Genomic DNA, 26027 nt, shown 5'->3' with positions numbered 1-26027 from the left:
ATAGGACCACAATGAATCTAAAAGTGCGTTTAGCCATCATGAATTTCTTAGAGTTTGCTGCTTGGGGCGCTTACTTGACATCGATGGGAACTTATTTGACGAATATTGGAATGGCTTCACAAATAGGTTGGTTTTATGCCATTCAAGGTGTAGTTTCTATTTTCATGCCAGCCTTGGCCGGCATTGTGGCCGACCGCTGGATTCCGGCTCAGCGCATGTTGGGTGTTTGTCATCTTCTGGCCGGCCTCTGTATGTTTGCCGCCGCTTATGCAGAGGTCTCTGGTAATGCGGATTATATCTTCCCGCTTTATTCTTTGAGTGTCGCGTTCTATATGCCAACCCTCGCTTTGAGCAATTCTGTGGCTTATTATGGTTTGACAAAGGCCGGCATGGACACCGTGAAGGACTTCCCACCTATTCGTGTGTTTGGCACCATCGGCTTCATCTGTATGATGTGGTTTGTCGACTTAAAGGGATTTCAGCCTAACCAGAATCAATTTGTGGCATCGGGCGTTGTCAGCCTATTGCTGTTCCTTTATACATTCTCGTTGCCGCATTGCCCAATCAGTAAGGACACCGACAAGAAAAGTATGGTCGATGCGTTCGGCCTGCGTGCCTTTGCGTTGTTCAAGCAAAAAAAGATGGCTATCTTCTTCATCTTCTCCATGTTGCTGGGCGTGAGTTTGCAAATCACGAATGGTTTCGCCAACCCATTCATTACATCGTTTAAAGACATTCCCGAATATTCCGACACATTTGGTGTACAGCATGCCAATATACTGATTTCGCTGTCCCAAATCAGCGAAACCTGTTGCATTCTATTGATTCCATTTTTCATGAAACGGTTCGGAATCAAGAATGTCATGCTGATAGCCATGTTTGCGTGGGTGCTTCGCTTCGGACTTTTTGGTGCCGGAAATCCCGGTTCAGGCGTTTGGATGTTCGTTTTGTCCATGCTTGTCTATGGCGTAGCCTTCGACTTTTTCAACATCTCCGGTTCGCTGTTTGTTGACCAGTCCACCGATCCGTCGCTTCGTTCCAGTGCCCAAGGCCTGTTCATGCTGATGACCAATGGTATTGGCGCAACCGTAGGAACGTTGTCGGCTCAGGCTGTCGTGAACGACCGCACTGTCAATGGCGTGACGGATTGGCAAAGTTGCTGGTTTATTTTCGCGGGCTATGCCTTGGTCGTTTGTCTGAGCTTTGGCCTAATGTTCCGTCCGAAGAAAAAAACAAATGAAAGTAAAGTTACATTATAAATCTATCTCCGAAGTCGTCGGTATCGATGATGCCGGACTTATAACGCTGCTTGATGAACTCGAGCAGCGTCAATTGAATATAGTCTGTGACAAGTTTATTGTCGACCAGATTCAGTTGCGCGACATGGGGCAGGCCATTGATAGCAACATGTTGCTGCCCGAGGCCCTGCTGTCCCTGTTGCAGTCCGAAGCGGAGCCGTCGTTTGAGATATTCATCGCAGCGGTCAATGAGGGTGAATACGTTGCCGAACTGCGTATGGAGCAGGCCAATCGGACGGTGAAATTACGTGCGCCCGACGCAGTGTTGCTTTCCTTCATCAGCCGGCAACCTATCTTCATAGACGAACAGCTGATGAATTTTCAGAGCGTTCCTTATCAGGGGCATTCCAAGTCGATGGCCTTACCTATTAATACATTGAGCGCCAAGATGATCAGAAAGTCGCTGAAAAAGGCCATTGAGGAAGAGAATTATGAGTTGGCGTCGCAGTTGCGCGACGAACTTAATTCGCGAAAGAATGAGAGAAGTTAGATTTTTTTATGTGCCCGACGCTTCTACGGTAACAGAGCTACCTGTAGAGGAGGCCGCGCACGCCGTGAAGGTTTTACGACTGCACCAAGATGACGAGATATTCCTGATTGACGGTAAGGGCATTTTCTATAAGGCCGTGGTAGATATGGCGAACCACAAGCATTGTCTTTATCACGTGGTAGAAACTTTACCACAAAAGAAAAGCTGGCGGGGGCGCATCCAATTGGCTATTGCGCCAACCAAACATATTGACAGGATAGAATGGATGGCTGAGAAAGCGACGGAGATAGGCTTTGACGGCTTATATTTTTTACGTTGCGATTATTCGGAGCGCACGGTCATTCGCCGCGATCGAGTCGAAAAGGTGGTCGTGGCGGCTGTGAAACAAAGCCGCAAGCCTTATATGCCGGAGATCGGCGAACTGATGGCTTTTGGCGACTTCATCCATCTTCCTTTGCAGGGACACAGGTTCATTGCTCATTGCTACGACGAAATTTCCAAGACAGAATTATACAAGGAACTGGACGCGTTGTCGCCGGATGATGACGTGACAGTATTAGTGGGGCCGGAAGGTGATTTTTCTGTCAACGAAGTACGAGAGGCTATAGCCTGCGGTTTTAAGCCTATTTCCTTGGGGCAAAGTCGATTGCGAACGGAAACGGCAGGCTTGGCGGCAGTCATGATGTGTAATCTTAAAAAGCAATTTGTATGAAAACAAGCAATCTCCGTCTGCTGGTAAAAGGCTGCTTAGCACTGGTCATCATGTTGGCTTTGGCCTCTTGTCATGATTCTGATTATCTGAACGCCATACCCACCGAAAGCAAGGCCTTGATGTCAATCGATATCTCCGGACTGGACGCGAAGCAGGCTGCGGCATTCACGCGGTTGTTGCCCGGGCAGAATGTAGAAAAGAGCGGTTTGGACTTTTCTAAGAAGGTTTATCTGTTTGAATCATCCGACGGCAATCTGGGATTCTGCGGGAGAGTGAAGAGTGCGGATGATATCGTTTCATTCCTCGAAAGTATGAAATCGTCAGCCGTTTCGCGAGTTGAGCAATATCGGGGCGCACGTTTTGCGATGGTTAAGGACGCTTGGCTCGTAGGCTTTAACGACCGAAGTTTTCTGTTGATGGGACCTGTTTCGGCTGACGGGCAAAAGGTGTTGCGCCAACAGATGGCCAAATATCTTAACCAAGACGAAGACCAAGGCGTTACCGGTAGTCGTATATTCGCCAGACTCGACAGCATAGACAGCCCGATGGCGCTGGTTGCTCAAGTCCAGGCCTTGCCCGACAAAATGATTGCGCCGTTTACTTTGGGGGCTCCGAAGTCGGCCGATGCGTCTCAAGTCTTCATTGCGGCGAAAATGAATGTCAGCGACAAGATGTTGACGATAGAAGGCGAGACATTCTCATTTAACAAATCCACTAACAACGCATTGCAAGCTGCTTATAATGAGTACTATCCCATCACGGATAAGTTCGTCGGCAACGTGTCTGCTTCCTGCTTATTCTCTATTTTTATGAATGTAGACGGAAGCAAATTCATCCATCATCTTCATGATAATAGTTTGCTGACAGGCTTGCTGGCCGGCATCAATGCCGCCATAGACATGGACAACATCATAAAAAGTTTTAAGGGTGATGTGCTAATAGAGATACCGAGCTACGCCAACGAGCAATTACAACTGGCCATGACCGCACGGCTGGGCAACGCCCAATGGCTCAAGGATGTAGCCTATTGGAAGAAATCGTGCCCGCCCGGCAGCAAGATTATCGATTGGCAGAAAAATGCCTATTATTATAAAGGTGACGATATTTCCTATTATTTTGGCGTATCTCCTTCCAATCTGTTCTATAGTGGCAGCAGCGCGATATTGGCGCAGTCTACCTTAAATAGGGCAACTTTGCCTTTACCATCGGCGGTTGCAGAACGGGTTAAAGGAAAGAAGATAGCCATGGTTATCAATTTGAACGCAATCGACAATGACAAGGCCGGACTGATAAGAGATTTCCTGAAACCGGTCTTTGGCGACTTGTCCACGATTGTATATACATTAAAATAATGGATCAGATAACGTTTAGCTCCGTAGTTCCACAAGTCTTTTCCGCTCAAGTTGCACGGCTGAATACCGATATTTGGAATGCGGAAACGGTTTTTCAAAAGGGTAAACTTTATTTGTTAGAGGCCGATAGCGGCAAGGGCAAGAGCACTTTCTGCAGCTATGTACTGGGCTATCGGCATGACTATAGTGGTCAAATTTTGTTTGACACACGGCCGGCCGAAGAAATGAAAATCCGCGATTGGACCGATATTCGTAAGCGACATATCAGTTTGTTGTTTCAAGAACTCAGATTGTTTCCCGAACTGACAGCACTTGAAAATGTGCAGATTAAAAACCGATTGACGGAATTCAAGTCTCGGCAGGACATCGTAAGATGGTTTGAACAGCTGGGAATCGCCGACAAATTAGACGCTCCCGTCAGATTCATGTCATTCGGTCAGCAGCAGCGTGTAGCCATGATGAGGGCGTTGGCTCAGCCTTTTGACTTTATCGTGGTGGATGAGCCTATCAGTCATTTGGATGACAACAACTCACGCGTCATGAGTGACATTCTGATGAGCGAAGCGCGTGCGCAGGGTGCCGGTATTATCGCTACAAGCATAGGAAAACGTATGGAGTTGCCGTATGATAAGGTATTGAGGTTATAAGCAGACACAGGATGAATATTGTTTGGAAATTATTGCGACAGCATATCAGCATGCCACAGATGTTCGGCTTCTTTTTTGCCAACCTGTTCGGTATGCTTATCGTTCTTTTGGGATATCAGTTTTTTCAGGATGTAGTGCCCGTCTTCACAGCCGAAGACAGCTTCATGAAGCAAGGTTATCTGATTGTCAGTAAAAAGGTGGGCACGGCCGGAACGATATCCGGACGGGCAAGCATGTTTGATAACGCAGAGATAGACGAGCTGAAGGACCAGAAGTTTGTCACTAAGTTCGGCGTTTTCACAAGTACGGACTACAAGGTTCTTGCGAACATGAGCATCAATGGAGTGAATATCGCCAATACAGAGCTTTTCTTTGAAAGCATTCCCGACGAATTTATTGAAGTAGACAAAAGTCTGTGGCAATACAAACCGGGCGACCATGTGGTACCTATCATTTTGCCGAAGACCTATCTGACGATATACAATTTCGGGTTTGCCCAAAGCCACAGCCTGCCAAAGTTGAGTGAAGGCCTGGTCGGAATGATCGACTTTCGGCTGTTCATCCAGGGAAATCACCATGAAGCGAGCTTTCAAGGAAAGGTTATCGGCTTCTCCGGTAAGCTGTCCTCGATTCTCGTTCCGCAATCTTTCATGGATTGGAGCAATGATTATTTCTCCCCGGGACGGAACGCCGAACCCACACGATTGATTCTTGAAGTGGGAAATCCTTCAGATATGGCCGTTTCAAAATACTTCGACAAGAAAGGTTATGAGCTGGAAGATGACAAGTTGAATTCGGAGAAATCCATCTATTTTCTGAAACTTGTCGTGATGATCGTGATGACGGTAGGGCTTGTTATTTCTGTCTTGAGTTTTTATATTCTCATGCTGAGCATTTATCTTTTGGTACAGAAAAACGCGGATAAGCTTGAAAATCTTTTACTCATAGGTTATAGTCCGGGCGCGGTCGCCAAACCCTATCAGCTGTTGACGCTGGCTCTCAACGCTGTCGTGCTGGTCGTTGCGCTCTCGGTTCTGTTTTTTATACGCGGCTATTATATGGATATCATCCAAACGCTTCAACCTGCCGTCGACGACAGTTCCATGATACCGAGCTTCATACTGGGACTCATTTTATTGCTGCTCGTCACCGTATTGAATGTCGCTGTTATCCGACGAAAGATACTTCGAATATGGTTTAGAAAAGATTAGACCACATTTTGTTCAACCCATAAAACAAGTTTGAATGTAAATTGACTCTGCTTGTTTTGTGGGCGTTTTCTTTTGATGATGCCATATCGTGGAAGTTTCGGCTCATGATAAACCTTCTCCCGTGATTTTGTCAGAAAAAACTACCAGATTTTAACACTTCCGCAACATGTCATCTAAGTGCCGGCATGCCGAAAAAACATTTCGGTTTGCCGATTTTTATACCCCTTTATGCCCAAAGCTGTCCTTTTATCGGCTCAAAGCATAGCGATTACCTTGTCAAAGCATAGCTTTTAGCAGATGAAAGGGCCGCGATTACGGCCTGAAAGCATAGCTATTAAGGGCAAAAAAGCGAAGGGAAAATACCATGAAAAACGCAAAATGTTGATAACCAGCATTTTATAACGTTGCTCTACAATCGCTTATTTTCGTCCGTCTCTTTTCTTTTTCAGAATAATGCCACTTTTTTGATGGTATATGTAAAGATTATTCAGGGTAAAGACATAAGGACATATTCTTCGCATGATATTTTTTTTGACATAAAGACATAAAAACATATTTTTCAGGCTGTGAGGAACAAAGACATAAGGGCCGCAAGCGGCCAAGAAAGACATAAAACTAAGTGGGAAATGTGAAGAGTGAAATAGGAAGTGTGAAGCGTGAAATGTAAAATAGAGTGCGAAGTATGAAAAGTAGATAGCTTACCTTTTCGCATTTCACACTCTTCAGTTAGTTCACCCTCCCTTTGGGTAGGTCTTCCAATTCCGTTTTTTGGGCATAAAGACCGGCAGGCCTCGATCTTTCGTACCCCCTTCTTTAGCACACAACTTGACAACCCGTCCCCACTAATTTCCTACAGCCTCCGAAGATTCTCTTATCGTCATGCTGTTTTTTTATTACTTTGTACTTCTTTTTTGGAAAGTTTTAATTAATTTTGTATCTGTATCGTGTTAACTGGGTTTATCCCTCAATTTATTCATTAAATTTCAGTTAAAGTCTATGCAAAAGAAATTGCATTTTTTAATGGCGGTCATGCTCTTTTTTGCAACAAGCATGATGGCTCAAGTCACAACTTCAGGTATTAATGGCAAGGTGCTTGCCGGCGGCGAAGATGTAATTGGCGCCACAGTTACAGCCGTTCATGTGCCTTCCGGTACGACTTACAACAGCGTAACCAACACGAGTGGCCGTTTCAACATTCAGGGTATGCGTGTAGGCGGACCTTATACCGTGACGATTTCTTACATCGGTTACAAGAATGATGTGCGTTCAAACATCTTTTTGAGCTTAGGTGAGAATTCTGTTATTAATGCCGATCTGAAAGAAGACGCTCAGGTCTTGGGCGAAGTTGTCGTGTCTGGTGTTGCCGGCAAAAGCGGTATGGGAGCTTCCTCTAACTTTAATCAGAAGCAGATAGATAATACGCCGACTATCAACCGTAATGTATACGACGTGGCAAAACTCTCTCCGCTGGTAAACGCTTCTAAGATTGGAGGTCTTTCTATCGCGGGTTCGAACAACCGTTACAATTCTTTCCAAATCGACGGTATGGTTTCTAACGACGTATTCGGCCTTTCCAGTTCCGGTACAAACGGAGGTCAAACCGGTACAAACCCTATTTCAATGGATGCCATTGAGCAGATTCAGGTGGTAGCTTCTCCATTTGATGTTCGTCAGGGCGGTTTCACCGGTGGTGGCATCAACGCTATTACAAAATCAGGTACCAATACTTTCCGTGCTTCCGCCTATACATATTATACGGATGAGAACATGTTTGGCACTTGGAGCCAGGTGCTTGACAAGAAACAGAAGCTTGGCGACCAGTCGACCAAGACTTACGGCGCTTCTTTAGGCGGCGCTTTTGTAAAGGATAAGGTGTTCTTCTTCACTAATTTTGAATATAAGAAAAACTCTTATCCTTCAACTTATTTCCCCGGCTATAAGTCTGATTATATTACAGAGAGCCAGGCTCAGGAGGTTATTGATATCTATAAAAAGTATACCGGCGTAGAGGAAAGTAAAGCTCACCGTTCACTCGACACCCGCTCTATCTCTGCCTTGGCCCGTTTGGACTGGAACATAGATGACAATAACAAGTTCACTTTCCGTTATCAGTTGAATGATTCTTACAAAGATGTTTACGCTGCAGGTTCGACCACTTATTACTTTGCCAATAGTGGCTATCGCATGAACAATCGTACCAACTCTTTCGTTGCGGAATTAAACTCTCGCTTGAACGACGCGCTCTATAACGAGGCTCGTGTAGGTATGACTTTCGTTCGTGATAACCGTGGCGTAGCCTATGGTGCTCCAAATGTTGAAATCCAGGGCTTTGGTGAGAAGAAAGGCCAGAGAGTCTATATTGGTACGGAATACTCTTCCGGCGCCAACATGTTGGATCAGGACATCTATACCATCGAAGACAACCTGACATGGTCTACCGGCAACCACAGCATTACTTTTGGTACGCATAACGAGTTCTATCATATGCAGAACCTTTTTATTCAGGCGAACAATGGCGCTTACTATTATAAGTCTTTAGAGGATTTCAAAAATGATAACGCTTGGAAATTTGTCTATAACTATTCTGATGTCGATATGACCGGTACAACCAAATGGGCCGGAACCGTAGAAGCGGCTCAGCTTGGTTTCTATGTACAGGACAAATGGGACGTAAGCACAAACTTGAATCTTACTTATGGCTTGCGTTTGGATATGCCGATGACGATGAGCAGTCCTACGGCAAATCCGGAGTTCAATGCCAGCGACTACGCAAAGGACTTTGGCGTGAAGGTTGGCGAACTCCCATCTACAAAGTTTATGTTTTCCCCTCGTCTCGGCTTCCGTTGGTATACGGATGACAGCCACAAGAACCTGATTCGTGGCGGCGCGGGGCTCTTCACAGGGCGTGTTCCTTTTGTATGGTTGTCCAATGCCTGGAACAACACAGGTATGGAAATGAAGGGTACTACCATCCAAAACAAGAATGTACCTTCTTTCAGCAAGTACGGTGTCGATGCTTACGCTGCAGCCATGTCTGCCGCAGGCAAAGCAGCCAAGCCGACCATCAATACTATTGGCAAGAACTTTAAGTATCCGCAGGTGTTCCGTGCCAACTTGGCTTGGGAAACAACGTTGCCCGGTGATGTTAAAATGACGTTGGAAGGCTTATATTCCAAAACGTTGAACAATGTATGGTTTGAGAATCTTGCCATTAAGGACAACGGCAAGAGAGTATACGCGGTGAGCGAAGACGTTCCGGCTTCTGAAACTACATATTTCGACACGAAGGCAGGTGACTATTACGCTATCGTGAACTTGAAGAATACAAACAAGGGTTACAGCTATAGTGTCAGTGGAAAGTTGGAGAAGAGTTTCGCTTGGGGCCTCGATTTGATGGCAAGCTATACCTTTGGGCATTCTTATGGTGTCATCGACGGTACTTCTTCGATTGCTTATTCTAACTGGAAATACAACTATTGCGTAAACCCGAACAACAAGAATGAGCTTTCAAAGACGATGTTCGATATTCCTCATCGTGTTCTTGCCGTGGCTTCTTATTCTTCTCCTAAATACGCGAACGGACGCTTCTCAACCAACGTTTCCGTAACCTATAACGGAACTTCCGGCCAGCGTTACAGCTTTACCATGAATGAAAACGGTGCGGATTTCAATGGTGATACCCAGAAAGGCAATACCTTGCTTTATATCCCAACGAAGGATGAATTAGCCAAGATGACATTTGTTGATGTTAAAGATAAGTCTGGTAAAGTAATCATGACAGCCGAAGAAGGTCGTACAGCCTTTGGTAACTGGATAGAAGGAAACAGGTATGCCAAAAACAATCGCGGTAAGTATTCTGAGCGCAATCAAGCTGCAGCTCCTTGGGAGAATCGCTTCGACGTTCACTTCGCGCAGAGCTTCTATTACTTGAAAGAACGTGGCAGCAAGGTTGAATTGACATTGGACATTCTGAACTTTGCGAATTTGCTGAACCATGATTGGGGGACGAACTACGCAAGCGCCTATAGTGAAACCATCTTGAAAGTGGAAAAACTTACCGAGAATAACGGCAAATATACCCCTTCTTATACATTCCTCGGCTATGCGCCAAACAAGAGCGACATTTACAGCCGTTGGCAAATGCAGGTAGGTTTGCGTGTGACTTTCTAAGATTTCATCAAATCCGGATAAATTAAAAAGTGCATCTCTCTTATGGGGTGCACTTTTGTTTGTATTTACTTCATACTTTTTGTGGCGTCCTAACTTAGAATTTAGTATAAAAGTATTTTGTGGCGACATGGATTTTATATAATTTTGCGAAAACTAACTATACGCAAAAATTATGATAATAGATTTTAATGACATACCGGAAACACGCATTCTGGGTTTCAAAGGCGGAGAGGGAGAGTTGCGGACACACAACTATGTGGATGACAACATTAAGATTATGAAGAGTGTCCTCACGCCCGGTGCTTCCAGCGGCGACCATCCGCATGAAGTAAACTGTGAGGTGATTTATATTTTAAAAGGTGTAATGACCTTTTATTATGATGGTGAGAAAGAATGGGCAGAAGCGGGACAAGTTCATTATTGTCCCAAGGGCCATAAACATCACTTTGTGAATGAAACGACAGAAAATGTCGAGTATTTAGCAATCGTTCCTGAACTTCGATGAAAATAAAAGTTATCGCGTTTGACGCAGATGATACATTGTGGGATTGTCAATCTTATTTTGATAAGGTTGAAACACAGTATACTTCTATCTTATCTGCTTATGGTACGGCAGAGCAGGTTAAGAGTTGCCTGTTTAAGACCGAAACCGCCAATATGCCGGCGTTGGGATATGGCTGTAAAGCATTTACCATTTCATTGGTTGAGAATGCGATAAAAATGAGTAGGGGGGATATTCCGGCGTCAGCTATCGCAGACATTGTGACTCTTGGCAAGTCCCTGCTTAACATTCCTGCGCATCCACTGCCACAAGTAGAAGATACATTGAACTTCTTTCGGAAGCATACACCATTTAAGCTGGCAGTATTCACAAAAGGAGAATTACTCGATCAAGAAAATAAATTAAAGCGCTCCGGCCTTACCTCATATTTTCATCATGTCAAAATCGTTTCTGATAAAACGCCGGCAGAGTTTCAAAACTTATGCGAAACCTTGCATGCGCGTCCTCAAGATTTATTGATGGTTGGCAATTCCCTGAAGTCCGATATTATCCCTGCGCTGCAGATTGGCGCGCATGCTGTTCATATCCCGTTTCATACGACATGGCTGCATGAGAGCGTTGACGATTTCGTGCATAATGACCTCATCACGATTCAGCATTTTTCTGAGCTTTTACAGATTTGCCTATAAGGACAATTTGTACAGCGATGAGTTTCTGCCGTTGGTTCAAAATTATTATCGGGATTCAGTATTTCGGCGACGAGTCTCATAACTTCTTCGGTGAAAACATCCTTGTAGTCCGCTATATCTGTAATTTCTTTTTTATTAATAGCCAGTATTGGATTGTAATCATTATTGAATGTGCTCTGAATGAATAGAAGCGAAGGACTGACAGCCCTTTTATTTGGATTGATTTTAGTATCTTCGCTCACCATTAGGGCATAGAGCATGGCTTGAAGGTAATAATCTGCGTGCTTGTCAACACTTTTAGGAGTGAAGATTTCGTCTACACTACCAAAGACCATACTTTTGCTTGCGCGGCCTGTTTTATAATCTATAATCTGAAGCTCATCTTGAACCGTTCTGTCTAATCGGTCTATTTTGCCATAAAGGTTGATTCTTCTTTCTGCCGAACCAACTTTTATGTTATACCACAGATCTATCTCTTTTTCTGTTCCAATAACAAAGAAGGGGGCTTTCTTCATATCCAGTTCGATGAGATTCTTCATATAGGATAAGATCACCTGCCGAGTTATCAGTTGCAGCCCATTATATTCAACTTGCTCATTTGCGGAAGAATTAAAGAACTCTTCTTTAAAGGCTCGATCTATCAATCGTTTCAAAGCAAGCTCGTCCTTTTTGATTTGCTGAAGATCTTCTAATTCTATCCGATTGCCACGCTCTGTATAAGGTAAGTATAATAATTCTGCCGCTCTATGGAATATATTGCCGAAAATGCGGTTGTCGATCTCTTCTTCTTGATTATCAGGTTGTTTTATTCCGGCAATATATTGATAATAAAATCGCAACTGGCATCTTAAATATACTCCTAATGCCGATGGTGATATCTTTTCCATCCCATCGAGAACCTTCATTACGTTTTCATCCTTCTTTATACCGGCACTCATCAGAGAGAGCGGTGTCTGGCCCGCATTCAAGTTTTCCCGCCTAATGGGATGATTACTTTCAACCAACAGCTGAAGCATAAAGCGACTCATTTCTCCCTTTTGACCGTCGTTGCATGCGTTGTTATAAAGAATAGTTACGTCTTGGGCACGCTGCAGCAATCTATAAAAATAGTACGCGTAGATATTTACTTTGTTATCGATGGTCGTAAGTTCATTAGCCTTACGTATAGAATAGGGGATAAACGAAGCGTCATTGACACCTTTGGGCATATTTCCTTCATTACATGAAAGAATCAAAACATGCTTAAAGTCTAAGTTTCTGGTTTCCAGCACTCCCATCACTTGTACCCCTATGATAGGTTCACCATGGAACGGAATGGCTGTGGAAGCTATGAGTTGCTGTAAAAGACTTTGTAAAGTCATGACATCTACCGACAGATCGCCGGATTGAATGAGAGAAAGCAGCCTATTCATCAGCGTGTACATCCTAAAGAGTGACTCCTGCAGTAGGGGATCTAATGCTTCTTGACGATTGTTCATTTGTTTGGCCACGGCTATTCCTAAGTACTGTAGCACCTCACATATCCAACTACAGATCGCCTCATTCCCTTCCACCGGTTTGAAAAGAAGTTGCGTGCCCTCATCATCTCCAAGCTCTTCTTTTTGAAGTAAAACTCTGGGCCTATCATTCAATTTAATCAGCAATTCATGTATGTTCTCTGATAGATATGCGCTATAGGGGTGGCCTAAGACTTTCTTTACCCAATACCATCTATATTTTCTAAGATCCGCCTTATAGCCTTCTGTCTGAAGCAAAAATAACGATTTGACAAATGTAGAAACGGGAGATTGCTGAAGCGGATAACCGGTTGTAACATTCACTTTTAGCTCTTTTTCCCCGCTGATATCAGAATATGTCGACGGCAAACTGTGAATAACCGTTTGCAATAACCCTTCATTGCACAAAATGATAGCTGTTTGGGAACCGTCTTCCATACGCCGGCCCTGTTGCAACCAGTGACTTACGTAGCGTCCTTGAATATTTTCCGTGGCCGAACTGACAAAAGTTATAGCCTTGGGTTCCGTAAAATGGTTATATATGGCAGGATCGTGATTGTCAAATTCATTAGGGTAGTTGCGCAGATAGGAAGCTACGTAGCGACCGGCTTCTTGATCTATTTCGCTTTCTTTTTCTTTTGGCATATAATACCGGTCAAAATCCCAGTAAAATTTTGCTTTCCCTATTGCTCGTAGTTTATCGCAGATAGCTAACTCCGCCTTGTGCATCATGTTGAACCCTACGAAAATATATAAATCATACTTGAACTCAATATCCCGCAGTTCGGCAACCTCGCGGTAAAGCATCCCTTCATAAGCGATGTTTTGTCGCGCAAGTCGTTTTTTGAAATCATTGTAAATCAATTCAATATTGCTCCATAATTGTAGGAAACGCCTCTTTAACTCTGAATCTTGTTCCTCACTGAAATTACTGAAAAAACGCTTGAGCGCAACAAGTTGATCGCTTGTCAAATATTCCAGATTATCCAACTCGTGGATATCTTTCAAATTGGAGAATATCAATTGCGGATTCCCCATGTTTTTATCAACATCATCAAAGTCCGACAATAATAACTCCCCCCATCCATAAAAGTGATCAAGTGATTCATTCAGCATCGTCACTTCGTTAAAACTTTTATGCAAATCGCAAATCAACTTGATAGGATCTGCAACGACTTTAGTCGAATGTTGTCGGAACAGATCACTAATGGTTATGTACGCCGGACTCCATAGCGGTTTATCCACCGATTTAGCCAGATACTGGTTCAGAAACAAAGAAGCTCGTTTATTGGGAAAGACGACTGCTATTCTTGACAGGTTGGTACCGTATTTTTGAATAATGTCATTGGCGACATCGTGTAGGAATGTGTTCATAATACTTGCTCTATATGATTTGCGTAAACATACCAAAGATACCCTTCAACTTGTTGATATCCCATATCTCGAAGCAGTTGCATGTATTCTTTCACTTGATCTTTATATTGTTCTCGCTCTTTTCCAAACTTAAAGTCGACAACAACCATTCTTTTTCCGTCACTCATCACACGATCCGGACGCCTTTCTATCACTTGATCCGTAATAGGATCATAACGAAGAATAGTACACTCGTTAAACAACTCCCACTTATCTGAAAACCAGTCTTTTACTATTTTATTACTAAAGCGTTTCTCAAGCATGGATGTAAGTTTTTCTCTCGTCAAATAATTGTCGAAGAGAATTCCTTCTTTTTCCAAGTCCGCAAGGATCTTCGGAATATCCTGTGTTGTTTTGATAGATGCGAATATCTGGTGAAATACATTGCCAAGTTGAATGTATTGCCGTTGTTCTGCGGAACTATCCTCTGCTTCTGCTGTAACAAAATCTTTGCTTTTATTGCTTTGCCTGAAGTCTACAATCGCTTTAAAGTTCTCTATCTTAATGGTAATATCACGGGGTATCGACTCAAAGACATTCTTCGCGACCGTAATCTTCTGCTCACGCTTAGGCCGAGGCACATCAAGTGCTCCCATACGGTAATTGTCACCTTGAATATATTGCTGTAATATTTGAGATCGGCTACCGGCTTTACTGTTTTTTTGTCCATAGACAAACAGATTTCTTTTAGCCCGGGTAAATCCTACATAAAGCAGATTAAGGTTATCTACGACATTCTGTAAGTGCTCCAGCTTGTAGTCTTTGTCAAATATACTGTTTGTCATCTTGTATTTGTTATAATCGACAGGAACCAAGCTAAGTTGATTATAAGGGGCTTCGGTTGGTTTACACCAGATGACATTCTGTTTTTCCATGGGCCAATCGCAGAATGGCATGAGTACATTATCAAATTCCAAGCCCTTGCTCTTGTGGAGGGTAATCAACCGAATTCCCTTGTGCTCACTGCTTTGGATTGATACTTTATGCAGGTCTTCATCCCAATACTTCAAAAAAGACCCAATGTCTGTTATATTGTCTTTCAGATATTCGCCTAACTGGTCGAAGAAAGCACAAATATACGCGCTTTGTTTTTCCAACAAACAGAGTTCGAAAACCTGGTACACGCTTTCTGCCATTTCCATAATAGGCATTACGGCCAAGTTTTCCAGACGATCTATAAATTCTGTTGGAAGCTGGTCATCTATACTCTTATCTCTTATTAGTATTTCTGATACCGGCCCATCAAAACCTTTGATGTTTTTGCGATAGTTTAATAGAAGAGCCGCTTTAGCCAGGGTATTACTTGGATCGACGATGACACGCATGGCCTCGATCATCATATTGACCGCCAGCGAAGCGTCCAAATGAAAAGCTTCGTCGCTGACAAGTCTCACATGGGGCATATATTCCATGAAATAATCGCCTATTTCCTGAATAATCGGGTTTGTACGGACAAGGATGGCTATCTGATCTTCGGCAATCCCTTCGTCAAGAAGCTCCTGCACTTGACCGGCCACAAGTTCTAATGTTTCACGGTGATAGGCTTCTGACTTGCTGTCTATCAGTTTTATTTCAACTAATCCCTTCTCTTCCTTATTCCGGTCCGGAATGAGTTGAACTACATCTGCATAAGCTTTCAGCAGCTCTTCAGCCTCTACCGGATTGTCAGCTTTAAGCGTCTTATATTCCTCTTCTTTCGCAAAGGTGAAAAAGTCGTTATTAAAACGAATGATATTGCTGTCAGAACGATAATTCGTTCTTAGGGTTTGCGAATTGAGTTGACTGCTGTTGAATTGCTTTTCCAGATTATTGAGTAATTGCCAATTTCCGTCTCGCCAGCGATATATGCTCTGTTTTACATCGCCAACAATCAAGTTGAAAGCATTTTCATGGCTCATACACTCTTGAAGCAGCACTTTGAAGTTATTCCATTGGATATTACTTGTGTCTTGAAACTCATCGATCATGATGTGTTCCAATTGCATTCCTATTTTCTCAAAAACAAAAGGAGAATCACTTTGCCCTATCAGCTCATGCAACAAGGTTTGTGTATTACTCAATAAAAAGCGGTTATGGTCATTATTTAATTCTCTTACTTTGTCTTCAATTTGTTTCAATAGGCGTAACTGATCAATATGTTTTCTGATTATTTGCGCAGTAAATATCTGTCGCAATTGGCTTGTCCGCAACGATTCTGTTTGTTGTAAAAAAACGACCAATTGATTTTGAGCCAAGTCATAGGCGGCGTTCCCGTTAACTCTGTCTGCTTTCCTTACCCATCCGTCAGCCCCTGATGCGGCCGTTTGCATCGTTTTATTGTAAATTTCCTGTTTGTTTACGTCCTGATACTTACCGGCCTTTAGTTTAGCAAAGTAATTAACGACATTATTTAAATAAGCGTCTGTAGAAATGCCATGCTCTTCGAGTATGCCGAAAAAGGAATTCCCTTGCTCGATTATGGAATGAATGCCTTGATCTTCAATATCTTTCAATTGCTTTTTAAAACGATAGAAGAATTCTTTGTCCTTAAATATATGCTCTAATCCTGCAACGTTAGCTTTATAATCATCACGGAAAATATTTCTTCCAAACTCTTTTATTTTCCCAATCACATTCCATGATTTATCATCACGCATCGTATCAGAAATATACTCCATGATCCAGTATAGTACGGGAGCGTGTTCGTTGAGTTCTTCTATCATTTCATCCACAGCAGCATCCTCTATTTGTTGATCATTCAGCGCGATGTTCAGATTTGCGTTCAACTCAAGTTCGCGTGCCAGATTTCTCAGTACGGTTTGAAAGAACGCGTCTATCGTCTCAACTCTGAAATAGTTATAATTGTGAAGCAGAAGCTGTAGTGCCGTCTTTGCTCGGCGGCGGATGGTCGCGTCGTCCAGTCCTGTTTTAGCCTTTATCTGTAACAGATAATTGTTGTTGTCCTCTTTCGGCAGGTATGCTAAGGCATAGAGCTGTGAAAGAATCCTCATTTTCATCTCTTCGGTGGCTTTGTTGGTAAAGGTCACAGCCAAAATATGCTTATAGGCATGGGGATTGCTAATCAACAAAGCCATGTACTCTACAGCCAGCGTAAATGTTTTGCCAGAACCGGCACTGGCTCTATATATTGTCAAACTCGCCATAAATTATCTCCTCAAATCATTCGATGATTACTACCAACGTCTGAACAGTTCAAAACCAAACTTACATCCCCATTCTTTAAACTTTCCGTTTCTGCTGCTTACAAACAATCCCATACTGAATAGCCGGGTCGTAAATCCTAATCCCGCTTCAAGATGGGGGTGTAACTTCTTGGCTGTCAGGCAACTCAAATAGATTCGCTCCATTTCAACGAAATTACCAACCCATGGTAGATGTGAAACAACAAGAATTGGACTCTCATACGTCAGGTTGCTTCTTACGTACCAGTTGGACATGTTATACTCTTCACTGCCTAAGAGCGCGAACTCACAGCTCCAATCATCATTCCATCCTCCTGGAATGTTATTCGCCCTAAAATTAGAATAGTCTAAAAAATAGGCATGCCCATCTTTTCGTGTATAAAATCCAGTGCCCATGCGCATCTGAATGGCATGGAGTTTCGTAGGCTTTAGAATCCACTGACCGTCCAATTCCCATTGCTCATAATTGATATCCCCGTTTAAAAACTTCTTGATACCCCGCTCCCAGCCTAATGTGATATAGGGACCATTCCATCCTGTCGGCCGCCATTGCCATTCAATCATAGGCGCCACAGATTTGTAAACAGTGGGAAGTTTTGCCTTCTTGTAAAAACTCTTTTCTACCGCGGATCTACAGTGATAGATAAAACCTGCCTGAAAACTCCAGTTATCACTGATATCATAATTATTCGCGATTTTAAAATGGGTGTTTTTGAAAAAAGCTCTTCTGTCTTCCTGTCTTCTTGAGATAGGATCATTGGGGGGCGTAGCCTGAGGTTGAGATTCATGCTGTTCTTTTATTGCCTGATCAGCGCTATTCTTAATCCATTGGTTTCCAATCCAGTTGCCATTTCCTACTTCTATATTTAAAAAGCCATTTCTGCGCTTATTATAATAAAAGTACAATGGAATACCGAAATAAAACTGCTTTTGCTTGAATGCGTATCCGGCTTTAAATCGCAGGTTTAGTTCGCGGTTTGGTGTAAAAAGGTAGCTTGTTCTGACATTGATTTTATACGTGAAGCCTCGCTTGTGATCATATTCCATATACAGCGGATTCATAATCGGGTTGATACGGATATAACCTTGGTTTTTATTACCGAAGTTACTCTTGATTCTATTGATGAGATTATCTCCGATCATATCCCATATAATAGCTGAAAGTTTGGGAGTTTTGCTCTTTAAAGAATCCTGCCGAAGGGCGTGCTCTGCTCTTTCCCGCACATGTTGCGAAAGAATTTGAAGTTCCTCGGCGTTTAAGGTAATAGGTCGCAACTGCTCCATGTAGTGAAAGTCGTCAAGGGTAGCGCATGAGTCCAGATTGATTTGAGGCAGATCGTATACAGCTCTGAAACTGCCTTTCGTATGATTACCCATGAAATTAAAATTACAGAAGAGCCGCACATCCTTAGGCATAAGCGATTTGATGCCATTTTCACCCATGTAAATGATCATGTTGAATCTGATCATATCATATTCACCGCTAAATGTCGCGCTGATGATTTTACCGTCATCATAGTTTGCCATAGCCTGCCCTTCGACAAGCTGCGTGTTCTTGTACCTGGGCTTGAACGTAACTCTTACGATTCGGTTAGGCAGATATATGATATTATATTTGTAAAACTTGTAATTATTGATGTGGAAGGGAGAAAAAATAGTATTATCAATTACAGTTTCATCATAGATTTCGGGGGTCATGTATTTTAAAACAGTCGACATGCTTTTCTGACGGTGTGGAATTGTCGTCAATTCAAGTATTTTTTGAGTGTCGTACTTTTTCGCGCCGTTGAAGATTACTTTCTCATACGTCTCTGTGACATATTTGCGTTTCTTCCCATGGGCAATGGCATACATGTTTGGGACGGCCAAAAGTACCAGGTTTCGCCTACTTACCGTTAGTGTATATTTAGTATAGGCGTATGTCGTAAGGCCGTGGCTGTTTGTCGTATCAACCTGCCGGGCATAGTTGAGTATCTTGCTGAGCATGAAAGAATCGGGCCGCTCGATACTTCTCGATGGCAGAAAGCGCATTGCTAAAATAATCACTAACAACAATAAAGTTAGTGATCTGTTATGTATAAGTCGTGCTTTCATCGAGCTACAAATGTATAAGATTTTTTCTACATCTCAAAATTTATAATTATTTTTGTAGCGAAATAAAAAAGAATGAAATGAAGAATTATCTTTTATTCCTGCTTATCTTCGTGTCTGTTCAATTGGAAGCACAGAATAAACGGGAATTTCGAGGTGCTTGGATTCAAATTGTCAATGGCCAGTTCCAGGGTTTAAGCACAGAAAAAATGCAGTCTACTTTATCGTCACAGTTGAATGAACTCCGGCGTGATGGCGTCAACGCGATCATCTTTCAGGTTAGGGCTGAATGCGATGCGCTCTATCCCAGCAAATATGAACCATGGAGTCGTTTTCTTACCGGTGAACAGGGTAGGGCACCATCGCCCTATTGGGACCCCTTGGCCTGGATGGTTGAGCAGTGTCATAAACGTGGTATGGAAATTCACGCTTGGATCAATCCCTACAGAGCCAAGACAAAATCGACATCGCAGCTGGCTTCAAACCATATTGCGGTAACGAGACCACAAAGCGTATTCGCATACGATCAACAATATATCCTTAACCCCGGACTGGCAGAAAACAGGCGTTATATTTGTCAAGTCGCGGCCGATATTATCCGCAGGTATGACATTGATGGTTTTCATATTGACGACTATTTCTATCCTTATCCTGCCGCAGGACAGCCCATTCCTGACCGGGAGACTTTCAGACAGCAAAACAACGGATTCAGAGATATTGCGGATTGGCGACGCGATAACGTCAATCTTTTTATCAAACAACTGAATGATACAATCCATTCCATCAAGCCTTGGGTTAAGTTTGGCGTATCACCATTTGGCATTTATCGGAACAAGAAGCAGGACCCTCTGAATGGCAGCGACACACATGGTTTGTCAAACTACGATGATCTCTATGCCGACGTGCTTTTCTGGGTCAATAAAGGATGGGTCGATTACACGGTTCCTCAAATCTATTGGGAGATAGGAAACAAGGCCGCAGACTATAAAACACTGATTACCTGGTGGAATCGTTATGCCTCCAATCGTCCTCTTTTTATTGGAGAAGATATCGTCAGAACTTCAAAATTCCCGGATCCGGCCAATCCCAACAGCCATCAACTGCCGGCAAAGCATAATTTGCACCAGCAAATGAAAAACGTGCAAGGCACTGTTTTATGGTATGCCAAGGCGGCGGTTGATAATATCGGCAATATCGGCTCTACACTTCGCGATTATTATTGGAAATATCCGGCTTTGTCACCACGCATGCCCTTTATTGACGGAAAAGCTCCTAAAAAGCCCCGAAAACTGAAAATAATCACGACAGATGACGGTCCGGTATTGTTCTGGACTGCTCCACGAGGTAAGAAATGGGGTGATATTGCCGCCAAATATGTGGTTTATAGATTTGAGACAAATGACGCCGTCAATCTGGCCGATCCGTCAAAGATCGTCAATATAACAACTGAAACCATGTATAAGCTGCCTGCGACAGCGGCAAAAGGTCGTTGTATCTATATCGTAACAGCCCTTGATCGCATGAGTAACGAGAGCAAAGGAGCCAAAAGAAAAGTCCGCTTAAAAGAATAAGCGGATTATAACTTCATAAAAGAAAAATAGTTTGGCAAGATTATTCTCGGTTACTCTTGATAGTCTTGCCTTTTGCTGACCATTCCATGATACCTCCTCGAAGATTCACAACCTTAAACTTCGATTTTACGAGTATGTTGGCGCCTACCAGACTTCGCTTGCCCGAACGGCAGTAAATGCCAATAGGCTTGCTCTTGTCGAAGGTAGATTCGGCCTTTTCTTTAAAATCACTCTTCTTAACGTCAATATTGACGGCATTAGGAATAAAGCCCTCGGCATATTCCTCGGCCGTGCGTGCGTCGAGTAATTGTATTTTATTGAGTGATATCATTGATTCAAACCGGTCCGCGTCGACAGTTTGAATATCTTGATGATTGCAACTACTCAGCGAGGCGATTGCGCCCATGAGCGCCAAAACAATTTTCTTCATAATGTTCCATACATTTTTGTTCGGTGCAAAAATACAAAGAATTTGCGATAATATTTTACAAAAGGTACTAAAATAGTGCCATTATTATTCTTGAGCCACTAATCGGCCGCAAATAATCAATTTAAACGCGAAGTTACATATTGCTGAATATCAAACAGTTAGGCGTTATGTCTCTTAAAAAGCGCTTCTTGGATGGCTCGTTTTGCATGCTTTTACGTTATAATTAGCCCTCTTTTACTAACTAAAAGCATAGCTTTTGGCCGGTAAAAGCACTGCTTTTGGCTGCTTATAGCTATGCTTTTACGATCAAATGGGCTCAAATGACCTCTCAATACCTGAATTTCGACCTCACAATTATTCATTAATAGCCTTATTCCAATCTATTTGAAGATTTTAATACACACCTTTTTATGGTAATGAAACTTAACAAAACATGACCATCATGTCCTACCATTATCCTCAAATATGGTGGGGTAGTGTACCTTACGCCTGTCTGCAGCCCGTTTTAAATAAGAGACTGTAGATTATAAATACAAAAAACGATCGGAATAGGGCTATATGTCTCTATTCCGATCGTCAATTATGGTCTATAAGAAAGTCGCTTTTTAAGCTTGTTTGATTTGCTCGAGAAGCCGTTCCGCATGCTCCTTGCTGAGCTTTTTGATTTCTTCGAGTTGCTGTGCGTCACTTCGCAAGGCATAAGATACACCTCCGGTATAAACCGAAGGTTGTAGATCGAGTTTGCACAATCCGGCAATCGATTTGATTTGTGAGCCTATAAGTTCGTCTATTGTATACCCCAAGGCTTCATGCGAATAGTAGACTTCAGGCGCGCCGGTCGTAAATGACGGAATCAGTTTTTTACCTTCGAGTGCCGTACCTGTTGAACCGTGGGCAAAACCATGTACGCAAACCTTCTCGATCCAACGATGCAGGATAGAGGGCATGCTATACCAGAAAACAGGGAACTGCCATACGATGACGTCAGCTTTTCTCAATTTGTGCTGTTCGGCCTCTACATTAATATTGAAAGTCGGGTATTCCTCGCTCAAAATGTCAAACTCCGCCTGGGGAAGCGCCTTCTTTAATTCCTCCAACACAATCTTGTTGGCGACAGAGTCGTTCAAGTCCGTATGACCTGAGATTACTAATACATTCTTCATCTTTTATTGTTTAATTTGTATATTTTTGTTTCGTTGTGCTACAAAAATAGTACGAATCTCTAAACCGGCGAAATAAAAGTTCATTTAGTTTGCATCTATTACATTATTTTGACACTATAAATAGAAAATAATTATAACTTTGCAACGCATCAACTTTCGAAAAGTTATAAATTGGAATTATCCTTTATAAAGACTACAATATAAACTGCTCCATTTATCTTTTATCGTATGTCAACAATCAACATAGCCATTTTCGCTTCGGGCAATGGCACTAACTGCGAGAATATAATACGCTATTTTAAAAATTCCGAAACCATCCGAGTGGCTTTAGTCGTTTCCGACAAGAGCCGGGCGTATGTGCTTCAAAGAGCGGAACGCCTCCAGATAGAAACGAGAATTATTTCTAAAGCTGATCTCAGTAACGCGGAGATACTGTTGCCATTGCTTCGCGACTTTGATATTCAGTTTATCGTATTGGCCGGTTTCCTGCAAATGATACCCGCTTATTTGATCCGGAGGTACCGGCGGAAAATGATAAATATTCATCCTTCGCTCTTGCCCAAGTTCGGAGGTAAGGGGATGTATGGCATACATGTACATGAAGCGGTGTTCATGGCGCGTGAGAAAGAAACCGGAATGACGGTGCATTGGGTTTCGGAACAATGTGATGGCGGCGAAATTATTGCGCAGTACAAGACGCCTCTTTCATCTTCCGACACAATAGAAACGATTGCGGCCAAGGAGCATGAGCTGGAAATGGCGTATTTCCCCAAAGTGGTAGAGAGTGTGGTTCTGGATAGTTGTCGTTTATAACAACAGAAACAAAAGATTATCCTTTATATCGATTAATAATGAATATGCCCGAAGCGGACAGGAGACCCGCAATGACATATTTCCAATAAAACGGTTCTTGCAAACAAATGCAAGACGTAACCGCGCCGACAATGGGAATAAGCGAATTGTAAATGGCGACTTTACCCACCGGGTTGCATGTCAACAATTTGTTATATAGCGTGAATCCCAAAGTACTGATACCTATCAAGAAAAGAAGATAGATACAGCCTAAAATCGTTATTTGTGGGAAATGGCCACCCAACAGGACACCCGGCATTATCAACAATACGCCTCCTATGGTCAGACTCACGCCTGTTCCGACAAAGACATCCATACGCTGCCCCAATCCCCGAATCATCAGTGAGGCGGTAGCGCCACACAAGGCATTCAGTATGATCATACCATCGCCCAACCATGTGAAACGTCCACTGTCTACAGAACCAAGATTTAAGGACAGGATTCCCGCAAAACCGAGTATGCAACCAAGAAGTTTATGCAGCGTCATCTTGTCGCTTTTAAAGAAGACGCATGCGAAGATGACAACCAAGAAGACGCTCATAGAGTTGAGGATTGCCGCCCGTGAACCCGCACTGTGAGAAAGGCCGAAATAGAAAAACGCGTAGTGGAGAGTTGTATTGATCAAGCAAAATAACAAAATATACCACCAACTCCCCGCCTTCTTTAATCTGAATGTTCGATGAGTAGATTTTGCGGCAAGGAGAATTATGATTCCGGCCAGACTGAACCGTACACCCGCAAAGAGCATTTTGCTACCCGTCATGCCGGGAGTAATCCCAAATTCATGAAATCCGAGCTTGATGAGCGGATAGGCCCATCCCCAAGCTATCGCAACCAACAGGGCAAACAAAGACACGAATAGGGGGCGCTGAAAGATGCTGGTATTTGGTTCTGTCATTTGATATCCTTTTATTTTAATCTTTAATCATGCCACATGGCCCCCCTTTTATAAGCCTAACTCTACCTCTTTGCCAAAAGGTGCCAATGCCAATCCTGCCATCTTAAAATGTTGTTTGCCAAAAGGTATCCCTATCACGGTGATACATAGCAGAATTCCAAAGAAGACATGGGAAAGCCAAGCCCACAATCCTCCGAATATCAACCATAATATATTCAAAGGAACAGTGATGCACCCGCCGGGGGCCTTAGCCTCTTTGACTGTGGACCCGAATGGCCATAGGCAAAGCAAACCAATCTTAAATGTCTGCAACGCGACCGGAATTCCTATAATAGTAATGGCTAATACTAAACTGCCTGTAAAATAGCCGATAGCTGATTGAAGCCCTCCGCAAAGCAGCCATATAATATTTCCGATTATTTTCATGTGCTAATGAATAAAAGAGAAAGTTCTTATTATTTATTGTCAATCTCTATGATTGATTCACGTTTTTATCCTTTTCAGCAGGATAGGCGTTACAAAAGTAAGGCTATTCTCCGGATTCCGGCCTAAGACACTTATCTTTTTTCACCTCAAGGCGCTCTTTTCTCTATTTATTTTCAGTAACTTTGTCATGAGGAATCTATATAATTTACACCAACCAGTAGTAAAACCATATTATTTCAAGTCAACAATGAAGCGAATTGTACCGGTTTTAAGTGTCACGGGGTCAGATTGTAGCGGAAACGTTGGGGTACAGGCTGACGTGAAAACCATAGCCGATATGGGCGGTTATCCATTGACGGCAGTCACGGCCATTACGATTCAGAATAGCCAGTCGCTTATAGATATTTCGCATCTATCTGCAGAGTTGGTATTGAAGCAAGTAAGAACTGTTCTTGATGACATGCGTCCGGCCGTTGCCAAAGTAGGTTTGTTGGGAGATAGCGATGTTATCTCACCACTACGTAACGAAATCATCAGTTGTAAATATATAGTGCTCGATCCGGGAATCATCAGTTCGAGTGGGAGGAGATTGATTGACAACGAAACACTGGCAGCCATCCGGAATTATCTGATACCGGAAACATCTTTGCTCATGCTCAAATGTAAAGAAGCGGAATTGATACTTAAAACACCCATATTGTCGGATGAAGATATGCTGAATGCCGCCCGACAACTACATGAGATGGGAGCTCAATGGGTGTTGTTACGTGGGGGAAGCCATGTTCGGGGACAGCTGACCGCGCTTCTCTATGGGCAAAATAAGAAAAAGTTCTTTACCTCTTATAATACGGAAGGCTGGCGACGGCATGGAGTCGGTGGAGCTTTGTCTGCCGCGATAGCAACTCGTCTGGGATTTGGTGATGACATGGAGCAAGCCATCAGTAAGGCACATGAGTATATACATAGTCAGGTTGTTTACGCGGTATCTGCGGAAAACAAGAGTCTGCGCCCCTCTGATATTTATAACCAGTTTCTTTCTTTAATCGCCGAAAACTATCAGACGGCTCATGATGTGCGGTTTTATGCGGAAAAATTATGTATTACTCCCCGCTATTTATGCCAAATAACGGACAAGGTGGTAGCCAAAACACCCAAACAGGTAATTGCTGATTATGTGATAAGTCAGGCCAAGGTTTTGCTTGATTCTTCTCGATTGACCATTCAAGAGATTGCCAATAAACTTGGATTCTCATCGCAGGCTTTATTTGGCAGGTTCTTTAAGAGCCAGGAAGGGCGCAGCCCCTCGGCGTATAGAGGATTGTGATTTCAGTTGTATGATATGATAATTTTTCTTCATCATACAACCGTCGTGAAATAATAGAAATATCTTACTTGTGATTTTCAGAGCAATCTTTTGCAGGAAAGGAACATGTT

The 26027-nt window shown here is 42.9% G+C and carries 19 protein-coding genes; 12 read left to right on the top strand and 7 right to left on the bottom strand.

Going from position 1 to position 26027, the window contains the following annotated elements; genetic code table 11:
* Nucleotides 1–11 precede the first annotated feature (11 nt).
* From JHU38_RS01310 to JHU38_RS01270, 9 genes are all read left to right on the top strand, one after another.
* Nucleotides 12–1259 (top strand): nucleoside permease, encoded by a 1248-nt coding sequence (locus JHU38_RS01310; RefSeq protein ID WP_107582485.1) that lies wholly within the window; start codon nucleotides 12–14, stop codon nucleotides 1257–1259.
* Nucleotides 1237–1788, top strand: coding sequence for a bifunctional nuclease domain-containing protein (locus JHU38_RS01305; RefSeq protein ID WP_107582486.1), 552 nt, complete (start codon nucleotides 1237–1239; stop codon nucleotides 1786–1788). The genes JHU38_RS01310 and JHU38_RS01305 overlap by 23 nt, the downstream gene beginning before the upstream one ends.
* Entirely contained in the window at nucleotides 1775–2500 is a 726-nt protein-coding gene (locus tag JHU38_RS01300) for a 16S rRNA (uracil(1498)-N(3))-methyltransferase (RefSeq protein ID WP_107582487.1), read from the top strand. The genes JHU38_RS01305 and JHU38_RS01300 overlap by 14 nt, the downstream gene beginning before the upstream one ends.
* Nucleotides 2497–3852, top strand: a complete 1356-nt coding sequence (locus JHU38_RS01295; RefSeq protein ID WP_107582488.1) for a DUF4836 family protein — start codon at nucleotides 2497–2499, stop codon at nucleotides 3850–3852. The genes JHU38_RS01300 and JHU38_RS01295 overlap by 4 nt, the downstream gene beginning before the upstream one ends.
* Nucleotides 3852–4499: an ATP-binding cassette domain-containing protein gene (locus tag JHU38_RS01290; RefSeq protein ID WP_107582489.1), complete on the top strand. Its 648-nt coding sequence runs from the start codon at nucleotides 3852–3854 to the stop codon at nucleotides 4497–4499. Before JHU38_RS01295 ends, JHU38_RS01290 begins: the two co-directional genes overlap by 1 nt.
* Nucleotides 4500–4510: 11 nt before the next feature.
* The gene (locus JHU38_RS01285) at nucleotides 4511–5710 is read left to right on the top strand and encodes an FtsX-like permease family protein (RefSeq protein WP_107582490.1); all 1200 of its coding nucleotides are present in this window, start codon (nucleotides 4511–4513) and stop codon (nucleotides 5708–5710) included.
* A gap of 996 nt (nucleotides 5711–6706) precedes the next feature.
* Nucleotides 6707–9880 carry a TonB-dependent receptor gene (locus JHU38_RS01280; RefSeq protein ID WP_107582492.1) on the top strand — a complete coding sequence of 1058 codons (3174 nt, stop codon included), beginning with the start codon at nucleotides 6707–6709 and terminating at the stop codon, nucleotides 9878–9880.
* A 172-nt stretch (nucleotides 9881–10052) separates the two neighbouring features.
* Complete coding sequence (locus tag JHU38_RS01275; RefSeq protein WP_107582493.1) at nucleotides 10053–10385, top strand: cupin domain-containing protein; 333 nt, start codon at nucleotides 10053–10055, stop codon at nucleotides 10383–10385.
* Complete coding sequence (locus JHU38_RS01270; protein ID WP_107582494.1) at nucleotides 10382–11071, top strand: HAD family hydrolase; 690 nt, start codon at nucleotides 10382–10384, stop codon at nucleotides 11069–11071. The genes JHU38_RS01275 and JHU38_RS01270 overlap by 4 nt, the downstream gene beginning before the upstream one ends.
* Here the strand turns inward: JHU38_RS01270 and JHU38_RS01265 are convergent.
* Genes JHU38_RS01265 through JHU38_RS01255 form a run of 3 tightly spaced genes read right to left on the bottom strand, consistent with a single transcriptional unit; the run spans nucleotide 11035 to nucleotide 19193 of the window.
* The gene (locus JHU38_RS01265) at nucleotides 11035–13941 is read right to left on the bottom strand and encodes a PD-(D/E)XK nuclease family protein (RefSeq protein WP_107582495.1); all 2907 of its coding nucleotides are present in this window, start codon (nucleotides 13939–13941) and stop codon (nucleotides 11035–11037) included. The genes JHU38_RS01270 and JHU38_RS01265 overlap by 37 nt on opposite strands.
* Nucleotides 13938–17123, bottom strand: a complete 3186-nt coding sequence (locus tag JHU38_RS01260) for a UvrD-helicase domain-containing protein (protein ID WP_107582496.1) — start codon at nucleotides 17121–17123, stop codon at nucleotides 13938–13940. Before JHU38_RS01260 ends, JHU38_RS01265 begins: the two co-directional genes overlap by 4 nt.
* Before the next feature lie 30 nt (nucleotides 17124–17153).
* A complete protein-coding gene (locus JHU38_RS01255) occupies nucleotides 17154–19193 on the bottom strand; it encodes a DUF5686 family protein (RefSeq protein ID WP_232369794.1) in 2040 nt (679 codons plus the stop codon).
* A 140-nt stretch (nucleotides 19194–19333) separates the two neighbouring features.
* Between JHU38_RS01255 and JHU38_RS01250 the strand changes: the two genes are divergently transcribed.
* The gene (locus JHU38_RS01250) at nucleotides 19334–20824 is read left to right on the top strand and encodes a glycoside hydrolase family 10 protein (protein WP_107582498.1); all 1491 of its coding nucleotides are present in this window, start codon (nucleotides 19334–19336) and stop codon (nucleotides 20822–20824) included.
* Between the two features lie 40 nt (nucleotides 20825–20864).
* Here the strand turns inward: JHU38_RS01250 and JHU38_RS01245 are convergent, their stop codons facing one another.
* Together JHU38_RS01245 and JHU38_RS01240 are read right to left on the bottom strand one after the other, a co-directional pair.
* Nucleotides 20865–21254, bottom strand: coding sequence for a rhodanese-like domain-containing protein (locus tag JHU38_RS01245; protein ID WP_107582499.1), 390 nt, complete (start codon nucleotides 21252–21254; stop codon nucleotides 20865–20867).
* A 605-nt stretch (nucleotides 21255–21859) separates the two neighbouring features.
* Complete coding sequence (locus tag JHU38_RS01240) at nucleotides 21860–22417, bottom strand: NAD(P)H-dependent oxidoreductase (protein WP_107582500.1); 558 nt, start codon at nucleotides 22415–22417, stop codon at nucleotides 21860–21862.
* Between the two features lie 228 nt (nucleotides 22418–22645).
* On the opposite strand from JHU38_RS01240, the gene purN reads away from it, so the two are divergent.
* On the top strand, nucleotides 22646–23230 hold the full coding sequence (gene purN / locus JHU38_RS01235) for a phosphoribosylglycinamide formyltransferase (protein WP_107582501.1): 585 nt from the start codon (nucleotides 22646–22648) through the stop codon (nucleotides 23228–23230).
* Nucleotides 23231–23246: 16 nt separating this feature from the next.
* Here the strand turns inward: purN and JHU38_RS01230 are convergent, their stop codons facing one another.
* Complete coding sequence (locus tag JHU38_RS01230; protein ID WP_107582502.1) at nucleotides 23247–24167, bottom strand: DMT family transporter; 921 nt, start codon at nucleotides 24165–24167, stop codon at nucleotides 23247–23249.
* A 48-nt stretch (nucleotides 24168–24215) separates the two neighbouring features.
* Entirely contained in the window at nucleotides 24216–24593 is a 378-nt protein-coding gene (locus JHU38_RS01225; RefSeq protein WP_107582503.1) for a YccF domain-containing protein, read from the bottom strand.
* A gap of 247 nt (nucleotides 24594–24840) precedes the next feature.
* Between JHU38_RS01225 and JHU38_RS01220 the strand changes: the two genes are divergently transcribed.
* Nucleotides 24841–25917, top strand: a complete 1077-nt coding sequence (locus tag JHU38_RS01220) for a bifunctional hydroxymethylpyrimidine kinase/phosphomethylpyrimidine kinase (protein WP_107583123.1) — start codon at nucleotides 24841–24843, stop codon at nucleotides 25915–25917.
* Nucleotides 25918–26027 lie beyond the last annotated feature (110 nt).

Origin of the sequence: Prevotella illustrans (assembly GCF_017426725.1) — a bacterium.
Taxonomy (GTDB): domain Bacteria; phylum Bacteroidota; class Bacteroidia; order Bacteroidales; family Bacteroidaceae; genus Prevotella; species Prevotella illustrans.
Note: the sequence above shows the minus strand (reverse complement) of the source record. Positions and strands in the feature narration are given on the sequence as shown.